Origin of the sequence: Ruegeria lacuscaerulensis (genome assembly GCF_013031245.1) — a bacterium.
In the GTDB taxonomy this organism is placed as follows: Bacteria; Pseudomonadota; Alphaproteobacteria; order Rhodobacterales; family Rhodobacteraceae; genus Ruegeria; species Ruegeria lacuscaerulensis_C.
The window spans coordinates 166,200-183,004 of record NZ_WPZL01000007.1; the positions used below are offsets into that span (position 1 = coordinate 166,200).

General features: G+C 60.0%; 17 protein-coding genes. 10 read left to right on the forward strand and 7 right to left on the reverse strand.

Annotation, left to right across the window (positions count from 1 at the left end; genetic code table 11):
• Window positions 1-12: 12 nt before the first annotated feature.
• From GOX66_RS11915 to deoC, 3 genes are read right to left on the reverse strand one after another with little or no spacing between them, the layout of a single operon-like run.
• Window positions 13-840 carry an SDR family oxidoreductase gene (locus GOX66_RS11915; protein WP_170762879.1) on the reverse strand — a complete coding sequence of 276 codons (828 nt, stop codon included), beginning with the start codon at window positions 838-840 and terminating at the stop codon, window positions 13-15.
• A gap of 24 nt (window positions 841-864) precedes the next feature.
• Window positions 865-3,198, reverse strand: coding sequence for an aldehyde dehydrogenase family protein (locus tag GOX66_RS11920; RefSeq protein ID WP_170762881.1), 2,334 nt, complete (start codon window positions 3,196-3,198; stop codon window positions 865-867).
• A gap of 47 nt (window positions 3,199-3,245) precedes the next feature.
• A complete protein-coding gene (gene deoC / locus GOX66_RS11925) occupies window positions 3,246-4,244 on the reverse strand; it encodes a deoxyribose-phosphate aldolase (protein ID WP_170762884.1) in 999 nt (332 codons plus the stop codon).
• A 198-nt stretch (window positions 4,245-4,442) separates the two neighbouring features.
• Between deoC and GOX66_RS11930 the strand changes: the two genes are divergently transcribed.
• The 6 genes from GOX66_RS11930 to GOX66_RS11955 all read left to right on the forward strand — a co-directional run bounded on the left by GOX66_RS11930 (window position 4,443) and on the right by GOX66_RS11955 (window position 11,766).
• Window positions 4,443-5,396 (forward strand): metal ABC transporter solute-binding protein, Zn/Mn family, encoded by a 954-nt coding sequence (locus tag GOX66_RS11930; RefSeq protein WP_170762886.1) that lies wholly within the window; start codon window positions 4,443-4,445, stop codon window positions 5,394-5,396.
• A 3-nt stretch (window positions 5,397-5,399) separates the two neighbouring features.
• Window positions 5,400-6,203, forward strand: coding sequence for a metal ABC transporter ATP-binding protein (locus GOX66_RS11935; RefSeq protein ID WP_170762922.1), 804 nt, complete (start codon window positions 5,400-5,402; stop codon window positions 6,201-6,203).
• A 2-nt stretch (window positions 6,204-6,205) separates the two neighbouring features.
• Window positions 6,206-7,411: a metal ABC transporter permease gene (locus tag GOX66_RS11940; protein WP_170762888.1), complete on the forward strand. Its 1,206-nt coding sequence runs from the start codon at window positions 6,206-6,208 to the stop codon at window positions 7,409-7,411.
• The gene (locus GOX66_RS11945) at window positions 7,408-8,337 is read left to right on the forward strand and encodes a metal ABC transporter permease (RefSeq protein WP_170762890.1); all 930 of its coding nucleotides are present in this window, start codon (window positions 7,408-7,410) and stop codon (window positions 8,335-8,337) included. The genes GOX66_RS11940 and GOX66_RS11945 overlap by 4 nt, the downstream gene beginning before the upstream one ends.
• Before the next feature lie 281 nt (window positions 8,338-8,618).
• Complete coding sequence (gene mutL / locus GOX66_RS11950; protein WP_170762892.1) at window positions 8,619-10,484, forward strand: DNA mismatch repair endonuclease MutL; 1,866 nt, start codon at window positions 8,619-8,621, stop codon at window positions 10,482-10,484.
• Between the two features lie 52 nt (window positions 10,485-10,536).
• A complete protein-coding gene (locus tag GOX66_RS11955) occupies window positions 10,537-11,766 on the forward strand; it encodes a DNA recombination protein RmuC (RefSeq protein WP_170762895.1) in 1,230 nt (409 codons plus the stop codon).
• 3 nt (window positions 11,767-11,769) lie between these two features.
• Here GOX66_RS11955 and GOX66_RS11960 read toward each other — a convergent pair whose 3' ends face one another.
• The 3 genes from GOX66_RS11960 to GOX66_RS11970 are packed head-to-tail and all read right to left on the reverse strand — an operon-like array spanning window position 11,770 to window position 13,549.
• Window positions 11,770-12,174, reverse strand: coding sequence for a hypothetical protein (locus tag GOX66_RS11960; RefSeq protein ID WP_170762897.1), 405 nt, complete (start codon window positions 12,172-12,174; stop codon window positions 11,770-11,772).
• 57 nt (window positions 12,175-12,231) lie between these two features.
• Window positions 12,232-12,882: a ChrR family anti-sigma-E factor gene (locus tag GOX66_RS11965; protein ID WP_170762899.1), complete on the reverse strand. Its 651-nt coding sequence runs from the start codon at window positions 12,880-12,882 to the stop codon at window positions 12,232-12,234.
• Window positions 12,883-12,892: 10 nt separating this feature from the next.
• Window positions 12,893-13,549: a sigma-70 family RNA polymerase sigma factor gene (locus tag GOX66_RS11970; protein ID WP_170762901.1), complete on the reverse strand. Its 657-nt coding sequence runs from the start codon at window positions 13,547-13,549 to the stop codon at window positions 12,893-12,895.
• Window positions 13,550-13,695: 146 nt separating this feature from the next.
• Here GOX66_RS11970 and GOX66_RS11975 point away from each other — a divergent pair, with 146 nt between their 5' ends.
• The 4 genes from GOX66_RS11975 (at window position 13,696) to msrQ (ending at window position 16,560) form a co-directional block, all read left to right on the forward strand.
• Window positions 13,696-14,469 carry a DUF1365 family protein gene (locus GOX66_RS11975; RefSeq protein WP_170762903.1) on the forward strand — a complete coding sequence of 258 codons (774 nt, stop codon included), beginning with the start codon at window positions 13,696-13,698 and terminating at the stop codon, window positions 14,467-14,469.
• 89 nt (window positions 14,470-14,558) lie between these two features.
• Window positions 14,559-14,876: a DUF3775 domain-containing protein gene (locus tag GOX66_RS11980; RefSeq protein ID WP_170762905.1), complete on the forward strand. Its 318-nt coding sequence runs from the start codon at window positions 14,559-14,561 to the stop codon at window positions 14,874-14,876.
• Between the two features lie 162 nt (window positions 14,877-15,038).
• Window positions 15,039-15,941 (forward strand): protein-methionine-sulfoxide reductase catalytic subunit MsrP, encoded by a 903-nt coding sequence (gene msrP / locus GOX66_RS11985; RefSeq protein WP_170762907.1) that lies wholly within the window; start codon window positions 15,039-15,041, stop codon window positions 15,939-15,941.
• Between the two features lie 4 nt (window positions 15,942-15,945).
• The gene (gene msrQ, locus GOX66_RS11990) at window positions 15,946-16,560 is read left to right on the forward strand and encodes a protein-methionine-sulfoxide reductase heme-binding subunit MsrQ (RefSeq protein WP_170762909.1); all 615 of its coding nucleotides are present in this window, start codon (window positions 15,946-15,948) and stop codon (window positions 16,558-16,560) included.
• Window positions 16,561-16,625: 65 nt separating this feature from the next.
• On the opposite strand, the gene GOX66_RS25600 is transcribed toward msrQ, so the two are convergent.
• The coding region (locus GOX66_RS25600; protein WP_214652612.1) for a hypothetical protein at window positions 16,626-16,805 on the reverse strand (180 nt) is incomplete at its 5' end.

Below are 16,805 nucleotides of genomic sequence, written 5' to 3' on the forward strand. Positions count from 1 at the left end.
GCTGAGCGGTGCTCAGCCCTTTTTCCCCGCTGCGCTGCGCAGCATCTGCCCCATCATCTGCCCGAACTTGCCCGACCCGCGCTGATAGAGCGCGCCGTCCACGGACAGAACCGTGCCGCTGATATAACTGGCCATATCCGAGCAAAGGAAAAGGCAGGCATTGGCCACGTCCTGCGGTTGCCCCCAGCGTCCAAGGGGAACATCACGACGCAGCTCTTCATGAGCGTTTTCCGTTGGGGCCAGACGTTTTGCACCTTCGGTGCCTTCGATAAAGCCCGGTACGACGGAATTGATGCGGATACCCTCGACCCCCCATTCCATCGACAGGGTGCGGGTGATCTGATCGACCCCGGCCTTGGCGGCGCAGACATGGGCCTGCCCCTCATAGGGCAGAAACGCTTGCGGGGCCGAGATGTTGATGATGCTGGCGCCGGGGCGTTTCAGGAAGGCATACGCGCCTTTCATCACATGGACAGTACCCATCAGGTCGATGTCCACCACCGTCCTGAAGGCGTTGACGGACATCTCGGACGTCAGCGCGGGGAAATTGCCTGCTGCGCCAGAGACCAGAACGTCGAAATCACCCAGCGCATCGTGGAACTGCTTGAGGCCCTCCGCTACCCCTTCGGGGTCGCGAACGTCAAAGGCCGCGCCGATCGCCTCAGCCGCACCGGCGTCTTTCAGTGCGGCAACAGTATTATCAACCTTTTCCTGCGACCGGCTGGCCACGGCCAGTTTGGCACCCGAGGCCGCAAAGGCCTCGGCAATGCCGCGATTGATACCGCTGGTTCCGCCGATGACGATGACGGTTTTACCCGAAAAATCCCCTGAAAAACTCATGTAGGCCTCCCTGACGCGGGAGCCCTACTCGCCGTAGGGCACCCAGATGTTCTTGATTTCGGTCGCAGCCTGCAGGAAGCGGCGGGAATGGTCCATGCTCCAGTCAAAGGACGTGGCGTTATTGACCCAGGTCCGTTTCAGGTTTCCGGCCGAAACGACCTCGATCTCCGCCGACAGGTCAGTGGAGGAGAAACTCCAGACCGCATCCACGTTCAGGTGCGAGGCCAGCGGTTTCGCCAGTTCCGCGTGGCTGCCGGTCAGGATGTTGACCACACCTGCGGGCACATCGGACGTTTCCAGAACCTGGTAGAAATCGGTCGCGGCCAGCGGGTAGGGCTCGGAGGCGGCCAGAACCACCCGGTTGCCCATGGCAATCGCCGGCGCCATGGCCGAGACGAGACCCAATAGCGGTGCCTCATCCGCGCAGAGCGCGCCGATTACGCCAACGGGTTCCTTCATCGCGATGGCCACGCCGCGGATCGGAACGCCGTGCACCTGACCGTCATATTTGTCGGCCCAAGCCGCAGCAGTGAACAGGCGCTGGATCGAGGCCTCGACCTCTTTCGCACCGTCCTTTTTGCCGGTCATTGCGTCGATACGGGCAGCGAATTCGTCCGCACGGGCCGAAAGGTTTTCGCCAATATAATACAGAATCTGCGCCCGCAAATGGCCGGTGGTCTTGGACCAGCCTTTGGCACCCGCTGCGGCCTCGACCGCATTGCGCACGTCCTTGCGGTTCGCAAGACCCACATGGCCCAGCAAGCCGGATTTGCCCCAGACAGGTTTCGAATAGCCGCCATCGGGCCGCGCTTGCTTGCCGCCGACATACATTTTGGCGGTTCGGTCAATCGGATCGACCGAAGCACCTTCGCCCATAGTGGCTTCAACCTTGGTCAGCGGCTTGGCCTTTCCCTTGGGTTTGGTATAGGCCGCCAGACCCTCCCACCCGCCTTCGCGACCAAAGCCACTTTCGCGCACGCCGCCAAATCCGGCTGCGGCGTCGAACAGGTTGGTCGCATTCACCCAGACCACACCGGCAACCAGCTTGGGCGCGATATCCAGCGCGAGGTTCACATTTTCGGTCCAGACCGTCGCGGCCAGCCCGTAGCGGGTGTTGTTGGCCAGTTCCACCGCCTCTTCCGGAGTGCGGAAGGTCGAGGAGACCAGCACCGGGCCAAAGATCTCTTCCTGCATCAGCGGGTCGGAGGTTTCGAGCCCCGAGATCAGCGTCGGCGGGTAGTAGCATCCATTCGCGGGCAGTTCGCAAGCCGCCTGATGCACGTGACCAACGGTGTTGCTTTCGACCAAGCCCTTGATGGTTTGCAGCTGCACCGGGTCCACGACCGCGCCCACGTCGATGCATTTGTCCAGCGGATCGCCAACGCGCAACTTGTCCATACGCGCGCGCAGCTTGTTGTGGAAGCGGTCGGCGATGCCTTCCTGCACCAGCAGGCGCGAACCCGCACAGCAAACCTGCCCTTGATTGAACCAGATCGCGTCGACCAGACCTTCAATGGCGCTGTCGATATCCGCGTCGTCGAACACGACATAGGCGGACTTGCCACCCAGCTCCAATGTCAGTTCCTTGCCAGAGCCAGCGGTTGCTTCGCGGATACGGCGACCAACTACGGTCGAGCCGGTGAAGGCGATCTTGTCCACGTCCGAAGCCACGATCATCTCACCCACTGCGCCATCACCGGTGATGATGTTGACCACACCTTTTGGCAACCCAGCCTGCGAGCAGATATCGGCAAACAGCAGCGCGGTCAGCGAGGTGTACTCGGCGGGCTTAAGAACCACCGTGTTGCCCATCGCCAACGCCGGGGCGATTTTCCAGGCCAGCATCAGCAGCGGAAAGTTCCACGGAATGATCTGCCCGCAGACACCCAACGCTTCGGCGGTCGGCAACTCGCTTTCCATCAGCTGCGCCATGCCCGCGTGGTAGTAGAAATGCCGCTGCACCAGAGGAATGTCGATGTCGCGCGACTCGCGGATCGGTTTGCCGTTGTCGAGGCTCTCCAGTACCGCAAACAGACGCGAGTGCTTCTGCAACAGGCGCGCGATGGAATAGAGAAACTGCGCACGGCCAGCGCCGCCCAGCTTCTCCCATTTCGGCTGCGCTTTGCGAGCAGAGGCAACGGCGGCGTCAACGTCGTCCTGTTTCGCCTGCGTCAGCTTGGCCAGAACCTCTCCGGTCGCCGGATTGCGGCTTTCGAATCCCTTGCCCGGCTTAGTGAAGGCCCCATCGATATAGTGACCGAACTTGTCACCCTGATCGACCAGCCAGGCCAGCGCCTCGGCGGCGCTTTCGGGGGCGGGGCCGTAATCCATGGTTTCGAATATCTCTTTGACTGTCATGACTTCATCTTTTCTCAAATACTCACTGTCCGGTCATATCCACGGGCTCAGCCCATCGAATGCCTGTATCCAGCCGAGTAAGCCCCGGTCACATAGTGTTCCAACTGCCGTTCGATGTCGCCCAACAGCGAAGACGCACCAAAACGGTACAGATCCGGTTCCAACCAGCGGTCACCCAATTCGTCCTTGATCAGCGACAGGTACACCAGCGCGTCTTTTGCCTTGGAGATGCCGCCCGCGGGCTTGTATCCGACGCGGTATCCGGTGCGGTCGTAATAGTCGCGGATCGCGCGAATCATCACGAGGCTGACGGGCAGGGTGGCGTTGACGCTCTCTTTCCCGGTCGAGGTCTTGATGAAATCCGCTCCGGCCATCATGCAGACCAGCGAGGCGCGGGCGACGTTGCGCAGGCTGCCCAACTCTCCAGTTGCCAAAATCGCCTTCACATGCGCGTCGCCGCAGGCTACGCGGAACGCCTTCATCTCGTCATACAAAGCCTGCCAGTCACCCGACAGCACGTGGCGGCGCGAGATCACGATGTCGATCTCTTCAGCTCCGGCTTTGACGCTTTCCTCAATCTCCGCCACCCGCAGGTGGAAGGGTGAAAGACCCGCCGGAAAACCGGTGGATACAGCGGCAACCGGAATGCCAGTACCTTTCAGCGCCGCCACAGCCGTCTCGATCATGTCGTGATAGACACAGACCGCTCCGGTCGTGATCGGCGGCATGTCCATTGCCTGCAGCACTTTGGGCGACACCGGCTGGCGTGCCTTTGCACACAGGCGGCGCACACGCCCCACCGTGTCATCGCCGGACAGGGTGGTCAGGTCGATCATCGTGATCGCTTTCAGCAGCCACGCGGCCTGATAGTCCTTTTTCACCGACCGCCGACCAGGCAGGGTCGCGGCGCGGCGCTCGATGGCCGAGGTATTGGCCTGCACGGCGCGCACCCAGTCCAGATCAAGGTCCATACCTGGGTTTCTGGGCTCGGTCACTTGCGGCAGATGCGCGGTGCGCACGGGGCTTTCTGAGCTCTGCGTTTCCATATTCACATCCTTTGGGAGGTTTGCGCCAAATTCGCACGGCTTGCGCCCAAATGGAAGATATAGCGGGCGCAGTGGTGGAATTTTTTTGACCAAATGGACAAAAATGGCACTTTCTTGCGAATAATTCGCAATAGCGTTGACTTAGTTGCGAATGGTTCGCATATTCATTCTCAACAAGTTACCAGATTGGGGTCGGATATGATTCGTCGCAGCTTTATTGCAGCCTTGGCATTTGCCGCTGCATTGCCACTGACAGCCTGGGCCGAGGCTCCGCTGAAAGTGGTCGCAACCACAGGCATGATCGCCGACGCCGCGCGTCAGGTGGGTGGGGATCAGGTCCAGGTGAAAGGTCTGATGGGCCCCGGTGTCGATCCGCATGCTTATCGCCAGACCCGCAGCGATATCGTTGCGATGACCCGCGCAGACCTGATCCTGTGGCATGGCCTGTATCTGGAAGCGCAGATGGAAGACTTTTTCCACGACCTCGACCGTAAGCGGGCGGTTGTGGCTGTGGCCGAAGGGGTGGATACGTCCAAACTGCGCGCGCACGATGACTATGCCGACAAATACGACCCGCATTTGTGGATGAGTCCAGCCTTGTGGCGTGACGTAGTCGCGGAGGTGCAAGAAGCCCTGACCGAAGCGCGCCCCGAAGCAGCGGACCTCTTCGATGCTAATACACAAGCGTTTCTGGCCGAGATTGATCAGCTGGAGGTCTATGGCAAACAGGTGTTGGCCGCCGTGCCCGAAAACAACCGCGTGCTGGTGACGGCGCATGACGCCTTTGGCTATTTCGGCGCGGATTACGGGTATGAGGTTCTGGGCATTCAGGGCATCTCGACCCAGTCCGAAGCTGGTCTGAACCGGATCGGAGAGCTGGTCGATACGCTGGTAGATCAGCAACTGACGGCTGTGTTCGTGGAGAGCTCGGTATCCGACCGGTCGATGCGTGCACTGATAGAGGGCGCTGCGGCCAAAGGTCATGATGTCGGCATTGGCGGAGAGCTGTATTCCGATGCCATGGGAGAACCGGGCACTTATGAGGGCACCTATATCGGTATGTTGGACCACAATATTACTGTGATCGCCGGAGCACTGGGCGCGGATGTGCCCGATCGCGGCATGAACGGCAAACTGTCGGCGGGGTTTTAGATGATGCTGGAACTGGCTGCGGATCAGGGCATTTCGGTTCAGGAAAACGGTATCGATGACAGCCCACTGGCTATTCGCGGACTGACTGTTTCCTACGGGCAGAAACCGGCGGTGTTTTCGGTGGACATGACCGTTCAGCCGGGCGCGATGACGGCGATCATCGGGCCGAACGGTGCGGGCAAATCAACTTTGCTCAAGGCGTCGTTGGGAATCGTCTCGCCGCTGTCCGGGCAGGTCACCGTGTATGGTGAGCCGCTTGAGAAACAGCGAGCCCGTATCGCCTATGTGCCGCAGCGCGCTAGTGTGGACTGGGATTTTCCCACGCGCGTGATTGATGTGGTCCTGATGGGCCTGTCGCGTCAACTGGGCCTTCTGGGCCGCGTTCGGGCACGTCATATGGCCTGCGCGATGAATTGCCTGAACCGGGTCGGAATGCATGACTTCGCGGATCGTCAGATCGGTCAGCTCTCGGGTGGTCAGCAACAACGGGTGTTCCTGGCCCGCGCTCTGGCGCAGGATGCCGACCTGTATCTGCTGGACGAACCTTTTGCCGGGGTCGATGCGGCCACGGAAAAGGCTATCATCGCAGTACTGAAATCCCTGAAAGAGGCGGGCAAGACCGTTGTCGTCGTGCATCACGATCTGGCGACCGTCACCGATTACTTCGACCACGTGTTCCTGATCAACACGCGTAAAGTGGCCGAAGGGTCGGTGGCCGAGGCCTTCACCGCCGAAACCCTTCAATCTGCTTACGGAGGCCGTCTGGCCACCGCCCAGATCGACCAGATTTCGCGCGCGCTGGGGTAATCATGCTTTGGGATGCTCTCAGCCTGCAGCTTGGCTATAACGCCACGCTGGTCGCTATCGGTGCGACCTTGCTGGGCGTATCAGCCGGGGTCACCGGCACCTTCCTGTTCCTGCGCAAACGTGCGCTGGTCAGCGATGCGATCAGCCATGCGACCCTGCCGGGTGTCTGCCTGGCCTTCATGGTGTTGGTCGCGTTTGGCGGCGACGGTCGCAATTTGATCGGACTGCTGGCGGGGTCAGCCGTTTCGGCCTGGGTCGGCCTGCTGTGCATGAACTGGCTGACCCGCTGTACCCGTCTGGCCGAGGATGCCGCCATCGGAGCGGTCCTGTCGGTGTTCTTCGGTTTTGGCGTTGTGCTGTTGACCGTGATCCAGACCATGGGCGTTGGGCGACAGGCGGGGCTCGAAGGGTTTCTGTTGGGCTCGACCGCCGGGATGCTCTGGGCGGACGCGCTGATCATTGCAGTCGGCGGGGCGGCGACCCTGCTTTTGGTCATGATCATCCGCCGCCCCATGACGATGGTGGCTTTTGACCCCGAATACGCCGCGGCCCGGGGGCTGCCGGTGCATCGCATCGACTTGGCCATGATGGGGCTGGTGATGGCCGTCACTGTGGTGGGTCTGAAGATCGTCGGGCTGATTTTGATCGTGGCGCTTCTGATCATCCCACCGGTCACGGCGCGGTTCTGGACGGACCGTTCGGACCGGGTGGTGTTGCTGGCTGGATTGGCAGGCGGTTTGGCGGGGTATTTGGGTGCGGCGCTGTCAGCCTCGGCCCCCAACCTGCCCACAGGCCCTATCATCGTGCTGGTCAGCTTTGGCTTTTTCGCCCTGTCCTTGCTTCTGGCCCCCGTTCGCGGCGTTCTGGCAGCGGTCTTGCGGCATCTGAGGTTTCAGCGCCGGGTACATATCCGTCAGGGCCTGCTGGCGCTGGCGCAGGACCAGAAGATCTATGAACCGCTGACTCTGCGTCTGTTGCGGCGCGCCGGGCTGGCCCGCGCTGATGGCGTTGCGACGGAGGCCGGGAAGGCCCGCGCCGCCAAAGCTTTGCGGGACGAAAAAAGATGGGAATTCGTGCGCGCGGACCAGGCGCACGAGGCGACGGCGGCGCTCTATGATGGGCTGCGCGATATCGAAACGGTGCTGACCCGCGATCAGATCGCGGAAATCGACCGCCGGATCGGCGGCCCGCAGGAGATCCGGTTATGAGCGGTGAAGAGTTTGTCCCCCTTTCCCTGACGCCGCTGCTGATCGGTATTTTCGCCGCCGTCGCATGTGCCTTGCCGGGCAATTTTCTGGTGCTGCGCAAACAGGCCCTGATCGGCGACGCGATCAGTCATGTGGTGCTGCCCGGCATCGTTGTGGCCTTTCTGCTGACCGGAGCGATCTCGACCTGGCCCATGATGTTGGGCGCGGCAGGCGCGGCCGTGGTGGCCGTGGTGATGATCGAGGCGGTTCGGCGGCTGGGGCAGATCGAACCGGGCGCCGCGATGGGCGTCGTCTTCACCACCATGTTTGCTGGCGGCGTTCTGTTGCTGGAGCAGACCGATACCTCGACCGTGCATCTGGACGTGGAACACGCGCTTTATGGCAATCTGGAAAGCTTGATCTGGCTGGACGCTGTTGGCTGGTCGTCTCTGCTGGACCTTGAGGCGCTGGCGGGCCTGCCGCCGGAACTGCCGCGCATCGCGCTGACGATGGTCGGGGTGATCCTGTTTGTCTGGCTGTTCTGGCGACCGCTGAAGATCTCGACCTTTGACGAAGGGTTCGCCCGCACCATCGGGATTCGCACCGGAGCGCTGGGAATGGCTTTGGTGATTACAGCCGCGATCGCTGCCGTTGCCGCCTTTGATGCGGTGGGGTCGATCATTGTGATCGCCATGTTCATCTGCCCTCCGGCGGCGGCGCGCATGATGACCAACCGGCTTGAAACCCAGATTGCGTGGAGCGTTGCGTTTGCCAGCATCTCGGCTGTTTCCGGCTATGTTCTGGCGGGCTACGGCCCCATGTGGCTTGGGGGTGCGGATGCGGTTAGCGCGGCGGGGATGATCGCGACGATGTCCGGCCTGATCCTGGCCTGCACAGCGATTTGGGGCCCGTGCCGAACCCGCGCCGGAGCGCCAAGCACAGCTTGACACGGCGTGTTCCCGCCACTGTTCATCTTGGCACGTCGGCTGATCTTTGCCCAGATCAACCGGGCGTTCAGAGTTAACAAGCCTTATAATTTTTTTCATGGTAGTGGCTTCCCAATTACCAAATGAATGACCACCACTCACTACGGATCGTTCGGACAATCGCGACCAGGATCGTCGCTTCCCGGGACCGACGCGGTGCGGTTGTTCGAACGCCCCCTCCCTGAAATCAGAACCGCTAAACCAGTGGCAGAATCGTACGCGCATGTGCTAGGTCTAGCGGTATGGCGCAGGTTAACCCCAATATCAGCGAAAATCGACCGGTGATCCGGCAGCTTGACGATGCCGCAATCAACCGTATCGCAGCGGGTGAGGTGGTTGAACGCCCGGCTTCGGCCGTCAAGGAACTGGTGGAAAACGCCATCGACGCCGGTGCGACCCGGATTGCCATCGATATCGCCGATGGTGGCAAAACGTTGATTCGCGTCACCGATGATGGGTGCGGAATTTCTGCTGACGACTTGCCATTGGCCCTGTCGCGCCATGCGACATCTAAGATCGACGGTTCGGACCTGTTGAACATTCACACCTTTGGCTTCCGGGGTGAGGCGCTGCCATCGCTGGGGGCTGTGGGACGGCTGACCATCACCAGCCGGGTGCCGGGGGCTGATGCGGCCTCGGTCCATGTGGCAGGCGGCAAGATGGAGGCGGTGAAACCGGCCGCGCTGCGCGTGGGCACGGTGGTCGAGCTGCGCGATCTGTTCTTTGCCACACCCGCCCGACTGAAATTCATGCGAACGGACAGGGCCGAGACCCAGGCGATCACCGACACCGTCAAACGTCTGGCCATGGCCGAGCCCTCCGTCACTTTCACCCTCCGCGATGTTTCGGGCGGAGGTGAGGGCCGTGTGACGTTCCGCGCCGATCGTGAGAATGGCGATCTGTTCGATGCCTTGCACGCCCGTCTGGCCCGTGTGATCGGGCGCGAATTTGCCGAGAACGCGCTGCAGATTGACGCCACGCGCGAAGGCATCAGGCTGTATGGATATGCCGCACTGCCGACCTATTCGCGGGGCGCGGCGGTGGCGCAGTACTTGTTCGTCAACGGAAGGCCCGTGCGCGACAAAACGCTGACCGGTGCGCTGCGGGCGGCCTATTTCGACTTCCTCAGCCGCGACCGTCATCCGGCGGCGGCACTGTTCATCGACTGTGACCCGACGCTGGTGGATGTGAACGTGCATCCGGCCAAGTCCGAGGTGCGGTTCCGTGACCCCGGCGTTGCGCGGGGACTGATCGTTTCATCTCTGCGGCACGCGCTGGCTGAGGCTGGACATCGGGCATCTACAACGGTGGCCAACGCCACGTTGGGTGCAATGCGGCCTGAACCGGCGCAGCCTGCCCCGGTGCGTGTGTACCAGATGGATCGGCCTTCATCCGCGGCTCGACAGGCGGCTTATCGGGGGCAATCCCCGGGGTTTGCCGAACTTGCCAACGATTACAGCGGCAGCATTGTCGAGCCCGTACCCGAGGCTGCGGAAATTGTGGAAAACGATGAACCGCCTGTGCAAGACCTGCCGCTGGGCGCGGCGCGCGGGCAGGTGCATGAAAACTACATCATCGCCCAGACCGCCGATGGCATGGTGATTGTTGATCAGCACGCGGCGCATGAACGTCTGGTCTATGAGAAACTCAAAACCCAGATGGCTGAGAACGGCGTCGCCGCACAGGCGCTGCTGATCCCCGAAATCGTCGAACTCTCGGAAGGGGATTGCGCGCGTCTGATGGCGGTCGCCGATGATCTGTCGCGTCTTGGACTGACCCTCGAACCTTTCGGTGGCGGTGCGGTCGCCGTTCGTGAAACTCCGGCTATTCTGGGTGAGGTCGATGCCCGTGCGATGATCCTGGATATCCTGGACGAACTGGCCGATCAGGGCGAAAGCCAGACGGTGCAGGCGCGGATCGAGGCGATTCTCAGCCGGGTGGCCTGTCATGGTTCGGTCCGCTCTGGGCGTCGGATGCGCGCCGAGGAAATGAACGCCCTGCTACGCGAGATGGAGGCGACGCCCCATTCCGGCCAGTGCAACCACGGGCGCCCGACCTATGTGGAGCTGAAGCTGAGCGATATTGAACGTTTGTTCGGGCGCAGTTGATCCCAAAGCTGGGTCGGGTTAAGAAGAATAAAACAAGAACATTTGAGGCGTCATGATTGAGATTGCAGGCACCCAGTACATGTTGAACGACCCGGTTGTGATGATCGGGGGCGGAGTGGTTCTGCTGATTTTGCTTTTGTTGTTCCTGTCCTTGCGGGCGGCCAACCGCTCGGCCCGCATGGCGGAACCGCTGGCACGGCAGATGGCGCATCTGGGGCAACATGTGCAGCAATTGGGTCAGGGGCAGGAACAACTGCGCGGCGGGTTGCAGCATGTCTCTGACACGCAGGCCAATGCGCAGGTGCAGGTGATTCAGACGGTTGAATCGCGCCTGTCCTCGGTGCAGCAGCAGATGAACGACCGCCTAGCAGACAATGCGATGAAATCGGCGCGTGCACTGGCCGAAATGCAGGAGCGGATGAAGGAATCGCTGCACGGTTCCTCGAAACAGACCGCGACCTCACTGACTCAATTACAGGAGCGTCTGGCCGCCATCGACAAGGCGCAGGACAATATCACCAAACTGTCGGGTGATGTGCTGTCGCTGCAGGATATCCTGTCGAACAAGCAGACGCGCGGGGCGTTTGGAGAGATTCAGTTGAATGATATTGTCTCCAAGGCGCTGCCCTCGGACAGTTTTCAGTTGCAGGCGACCCTGTCGAACGGACGCCGGGCAGACTGTCTGATCCACCTGCCGAACCCGCCGGGGCCGATCGTAATCGACAGCAAATTCCCTCTGGAAGCGTATGAGGCGCTGATCGGCTCGACCAATGACGCCGAGCTGAAGGCGGCGGTTCAGATGTTCCGCAGCACGGTGCGCAAGCACATCAACGATATTGCCGAGAAGTACATTCTGGATGGTGAAACCGCCGATGGTGCGCTGATGTTCCTGCCGTCCGAGGCGGTCTATGCCGAACTGCACGCCAAATTCCCCGAACTGGTGCAGGAGAGTTTTTCAAAACGAGTCTGGATCGTTTCGCCAACGACCTGCATGGCGACGCTGAACACGATGCGGGCGATCCTGAAGGACGCGCGGATGCGGGAACAGGCCGGGGCAATTCGCAAGGAACTGGGCCTCTTGCACAAGGATGTGGAGCGCCTGGGCGACCGTGTGTCCAATCTGGACCGGCATTTCGGACAGGCCGCCAAGGATATTTCCGAGATCAAGATCAGCGCGGAAAAGGCGGGCCGCCGGGCGCAGCGGCTGGATAATTTCGATTTCGAGGAACTGGCACCGGACGACCACACCAATGTGGTGCCGCTGGGCAAGACCGAAGGTTAAGCCCTACTGGATCGACAGGTCCAGATTGTATCCGACCGTCTTGGCGGTATCGCGGTCATTGCCCATCAGATAAACGCGGATGGTGTAATCTCCGTCCTCCGGCAGGTCGATACGGGCGGTGTTGCCATTGATCGAACCGTTGTAGATTGCGACGCCATCGCTGTCCGGCGGCAGGATGTTGAAATAAATCACTCCGTTGCCATCGGTATCGCTGACCTGAAGCTCGGCAAACATTTCCTGCCCCGCCTGTGCGCCCAGTTTGTAATCGAAGTATTCGTCACCGGTAACCGTCCCGCTCACCATCGTGCCGAAATTGCCGGGTTCAAATTTGACATCCGCCACTTGCTGAGCTGCGGCGACCGAAGCCATCGTACAGAGAACAAAGGATAGAGTTAGAAATACCTTCATGGTTTCACGCTCCAATGAAATGAGTCGGATCAGTGTAGCACAGACGAGTTTTGCGGATCAGATACGCAGGAAGGGCTGGAACAGGCGCGGCATCAGTTTGCTGAACTTCAGCGGCGCGTCAGTGACGGCCAGACAAATGCAATCCTCCGAGATATCCGCGGTCGGCGTATGGTGCAGGCTTTCATCCGCAATTTCGACATCGCCGCGGGCGAAGTGGTCAACCTCGTCCGAGAACGCCCCCTGCAATACCATGGTCAGTTCGATTCCATTATGGCTGTGGTCGGGCACCGCCGCGCCGGCCGGGATGAACAGCAGTCGTGCGGTGGCCTCACGCGTAGTCGGCAGAATCGCCTGTTTCACGCCCATGCCGATCGATCGCCAGCGAATAGCGTTGACGTCACCGCCGACATAATCCTGCAGCGGCGTCGGCAGGACGGAACATTTCGGACGGGCCGGTTGCGTCGTCGGCGCCCCCTTGGCAATAAGCGCCATCGTCGCTGCCAGAGAATTATCGCTCACGGCGGCACCGTCATCCTGATCCTGCAATACGCATCCGCCTACCGCGTCAAAGCTTTCCGCCCGTGCCCGGCAGTGGTCGCAAAGGGACAGGTGCGTTGCGACCATCAGATCGAACGCTTCGGGCAAAGCGCCCGCGGCGTATGCCATCAGCAGGTCGTCCGTCAGGTGATGTTTTATGGTCTCACTCATCGTCATCATCTCAATTCATCGAATGGCGCAGGCGGTCCAACGCCAGACGTATCCGCGATTTGATCGTTCCCAGCGGCAGCCCGGTTTCAGAGGCAATCTCGCGGTGACTCAGATCTCCGAAATAGGCCTTTTCGATCAGTTCTCTTTGCGCCTCTGGCAACGCTGTCAGAGCGTCCCGCAGTTGCGCTGATTCCTGTTGCAACGCAATCACGTCGTCCTGATCCGGTTCCGCCTCGGGTCCCCATCCCAATTCTTCGGGTTCGGGCCGGCGTTGTTTGCGCAGGACGTCGATGCGCTTGTTCCGGGCGATCGTGAACACCCACGTGGCCACCGTAGCTCGTGCCGGATCGAACAGATGGGCCTTGTGCCACAGAGTTGCCATCACCTCTTGCGCGCATTCTTCGGCCAGCGTGGCATCCGATCCTGACTTGATCAGGAAAGCCTTGATGCGCGGCGCGAAGTGTTGAAACAGCTCGGCAAAGGCCGCCTGATCCTGCGCGTCACGGATGCGCCTGACGTGGCTCACCCATTCAGTTTTGGTCTCGCATCTGTCTTCCGTTCCGTTCACCGGCTTGCCCCTGATGCGTTTCCTGGCGCGCCAAGGTTTTACTGCGGGCCTGTCCGCCGCCGGTTCATCCAAGGTCACGGTATTGATCTCGGTAAACATAACCACATTACGTGGCGCGGCCCAAGCCGGATCACTTTGAGCGGTTATTTTGATCCATATCGTATTGAGTGTCGTATTCTAAGGGAAAGCAGACCATGGAAATGAATACCAGTTGAACGGATTGCAGGCAGATTGAGGAAAACGACGTGAACACGGTCGACCATATAGCGGGGCACACTTACCACGGGCGCAAAGGAGCGATTGAGAATGCCTTTCGGTATTCCGTCGATTACATCCTGCTGGACCCGGAAGGCCAGCTGGACACACCCGCACTGTTTTCGGTCAACCGGACCAACATAACGAACTGGCGGGATCTGGACCATGGTGGCGAACCCGGCCAGGGGCGTGGCGCGGCGTGGCTGCGAGAGCGGTTTGATGAGATGCGTATCGCCTCACCCCAAATGATCACGCTTTTGACCCAACCGCGTGTATTCGGGCACGTGTTCAATCCGGTCAGCTTCTGGTTCTGTTTTGACGCGGCGGAACAGCTTTACGCGGTGGTAGCTGAGGTGACGAACACCTATGGCACACGTCACAGCTATCTGTGTCACAACTCCGAATTCGCGCCCATTCAACCCTCGGACCGGATCGTTGCGGACAAACTGATGCACGTTTCACCGTTTCAGAAAATCGAAGGCACTTACACTTTCCGGTTCGATTATCGCCCGGATCGCGTGGGCGTATGGATCGATTACGGCCGCAAGGATGGTGGGTTGATCGCCACGTTGACCGGACCCCGGACTCCGCTAACCAATCGCTCCATTCTATGGTCGCTGTTGCGCCGCCCGTTCGGAGCGCGTCGCGCGTTCCTACTGATCATGTGGCAGGCGCTGAAACTGAAGCTGAAAAAGGCCCGGTTCCGCCCGTTTCGGACTGCGCCCGTCCCCGATCAACCGATATCCCGCTTTCGAGAGCCTTAAGCGGGCGGTTTGTTTGCGTAAGATCAAAGACTCAGCCAGCACAGAGTGATTGTGGTAAGATGAAAACCGCGAACACGAGGAGTTGGGTCATGTTGGAAATCTCGGCAAGAAAAATCGCTCAGGTCGCCATGATGGGGCGTGAACTGGAACGGGCCGAGGGCGAGCTGCGCGCCTTTATCGACCGGATGGGTGAGGATGAGCAGGCCGAACTGGTCGCCGTCATGTGGATCGGGCGCGAAAGCTTTTTTGCCGAAGATCTGGCCGAGGCCGTCGCGACTGCCAAGTCCGAAGCATCGACCCCCTGCGCCGATTATCTGATCGGCACGCCGCATTTGTCCGACCATCTTGAGAATGGTTTGGATGCGCTGGGCATCTCGGCGGAGGATGTCGAAAACGATCTGATGTAATGCGGAAGTGACGCGACCCAATCGAGGCACCTCTCCTGGCGCCGATCTTGCACAAACCCGTTACGTTACAATCCCGTCTCTCAATCGTTACGCTTGTTTCCTTGGCTCTGTGTTATCAGCGGACTACCTCACTTTCGAGGGTGTTTGGTTACGGAGACATAAATGGCGCATCGCTGGACCAATACATTGACACATGCCGACGTCACCCCTCGGGCGGCGTTTCTGAACCGGCGCCAGGTGATGGCCGGGCTGGCGGGTGTCGGACTGGCGGGATTGTCGCGGGGTGCCGCGGCGCAAGAGGCGCTGGAGCCGAACACCTGGGAAGAGATCACTTCGTACAATAACTACTATGAGTTCGGCACGCGGAAGGATGATCCGGCGAAATACGCCCATACGCTGGTGACTGAACCCTGGAGCATCAAGATTGACGGCCTGGTCGACAAGCCCGGAGAGTACGACTTCAAAGACGTTATGTCCGAGATGACAGTGGAAGAGCGCATCTATCGATTCCGATGCGTCGAAGCCTGGTCGATGGTGATTCCGTGGAACGGGTTCGAACTGTCTGATTTGCTGAGCATGGCAGGCGTGCAAGATGGTGCCAAATATGTTGCCTTTGAAACCGCCTACCGCCCCGATGAAATGCCCGGCGTGCGGTTTCCGGTGCTGGAGTGGCCGTATCGAGAAGGGTTACGGCTGGACGAGGCTATGCACCCTTTGACGATTTTGGCCACGGGCATTTATGGCCGTCCGATCCCAAACCAGAATGGTGCGCCACTGCGTCTGGTGGTGCCGTGGAAATACGGTTTCAAATCCATCAAGTCGATTGTCCGGATCACTTTGACGGATGCCGAACCTCCAACCAGCTGGAACATGGCGAACCCAAGGGAATATGGCTTCTATAGTAATGTGAACCCAAACGTGGATCATCCGCGCTGGTCGCAGGCCTCTGAGCGTCAGATCGGCGGCGGTCTTTTTACCAAACGTGTCCCGACCCTGATGTATAACGGCTACGAGACCGAAGTCGCGGGGCTTTACGAAGGCATGGATTTGTCAAAGAACTATTAAGACAATGCAGACCCTGAACCAGATATTGCGCCGTATTTCTGTTTGGGCGGTGTATCTGCTGGGGGCCATTCCGGGCCCCTGGTTGTTTTATCAAGGCCTGACCGGTGGTCTGGGCGTGGACCCAATTGAAGCCTTGGAACATAAATACGGAGAACTGGCGTTGCAGCTCCTGATCTTCGTGTTGGCGATTTCGCCGCTGCGCCGGTTTCTTGGGCTGAACCTGATGAAGTTCCGCCGTGCATTGGGGGTACTGACCTTCGTCTATGTCGGCCTTCATTTGCTGGTCTGGCTGGTTCTGGACGTGCAGGTGCCCAGTCAGATTTGGGCCGATATCGTGAAGCGCCCCTATATCACGGTGGGTATGGCCGCTTTTATCCTGATGTTGCCGCTGGCCGTGACATCGAACAATCTGTCGGTGCGTCGGTTGGGCCCGCGCTGGCGCAGCCTGCAGCGTCTGGTTTTCCCAGCGGCGATACTTGGTGGATTGCACTATGTCATGCTGGCCAAAGGTTTTCAGGTCGAGCCGCTGATCTATCTGTCGCTGATCACTGGCCTGTTGTTGCTGCGTGTTCCCTTCACAACCCTGCTGACTCGGTTTCGTCAGGCCGATTCCGCCTGACTCGGGGCTGAGTCTGTGGGTAACCCTGTGCAAAAGCCGATTCTCGGTAGTTTGCGCGTCGGCCGTTAAGGTTGGTGTATGATTTTTTGAGGTGTAATCGTTTGATAAAAAACGGAAACTTTTAATTTTGCGGAATTTTGCAGGTTTATGTAATTTTCTGCTTGCGGCTTTTGCTGGTAATACTTAGAACCCCCTTCACCGGCGCTGCTGAGGTGGTGCTGACGGGTCGGAGAGACGGCCGGACG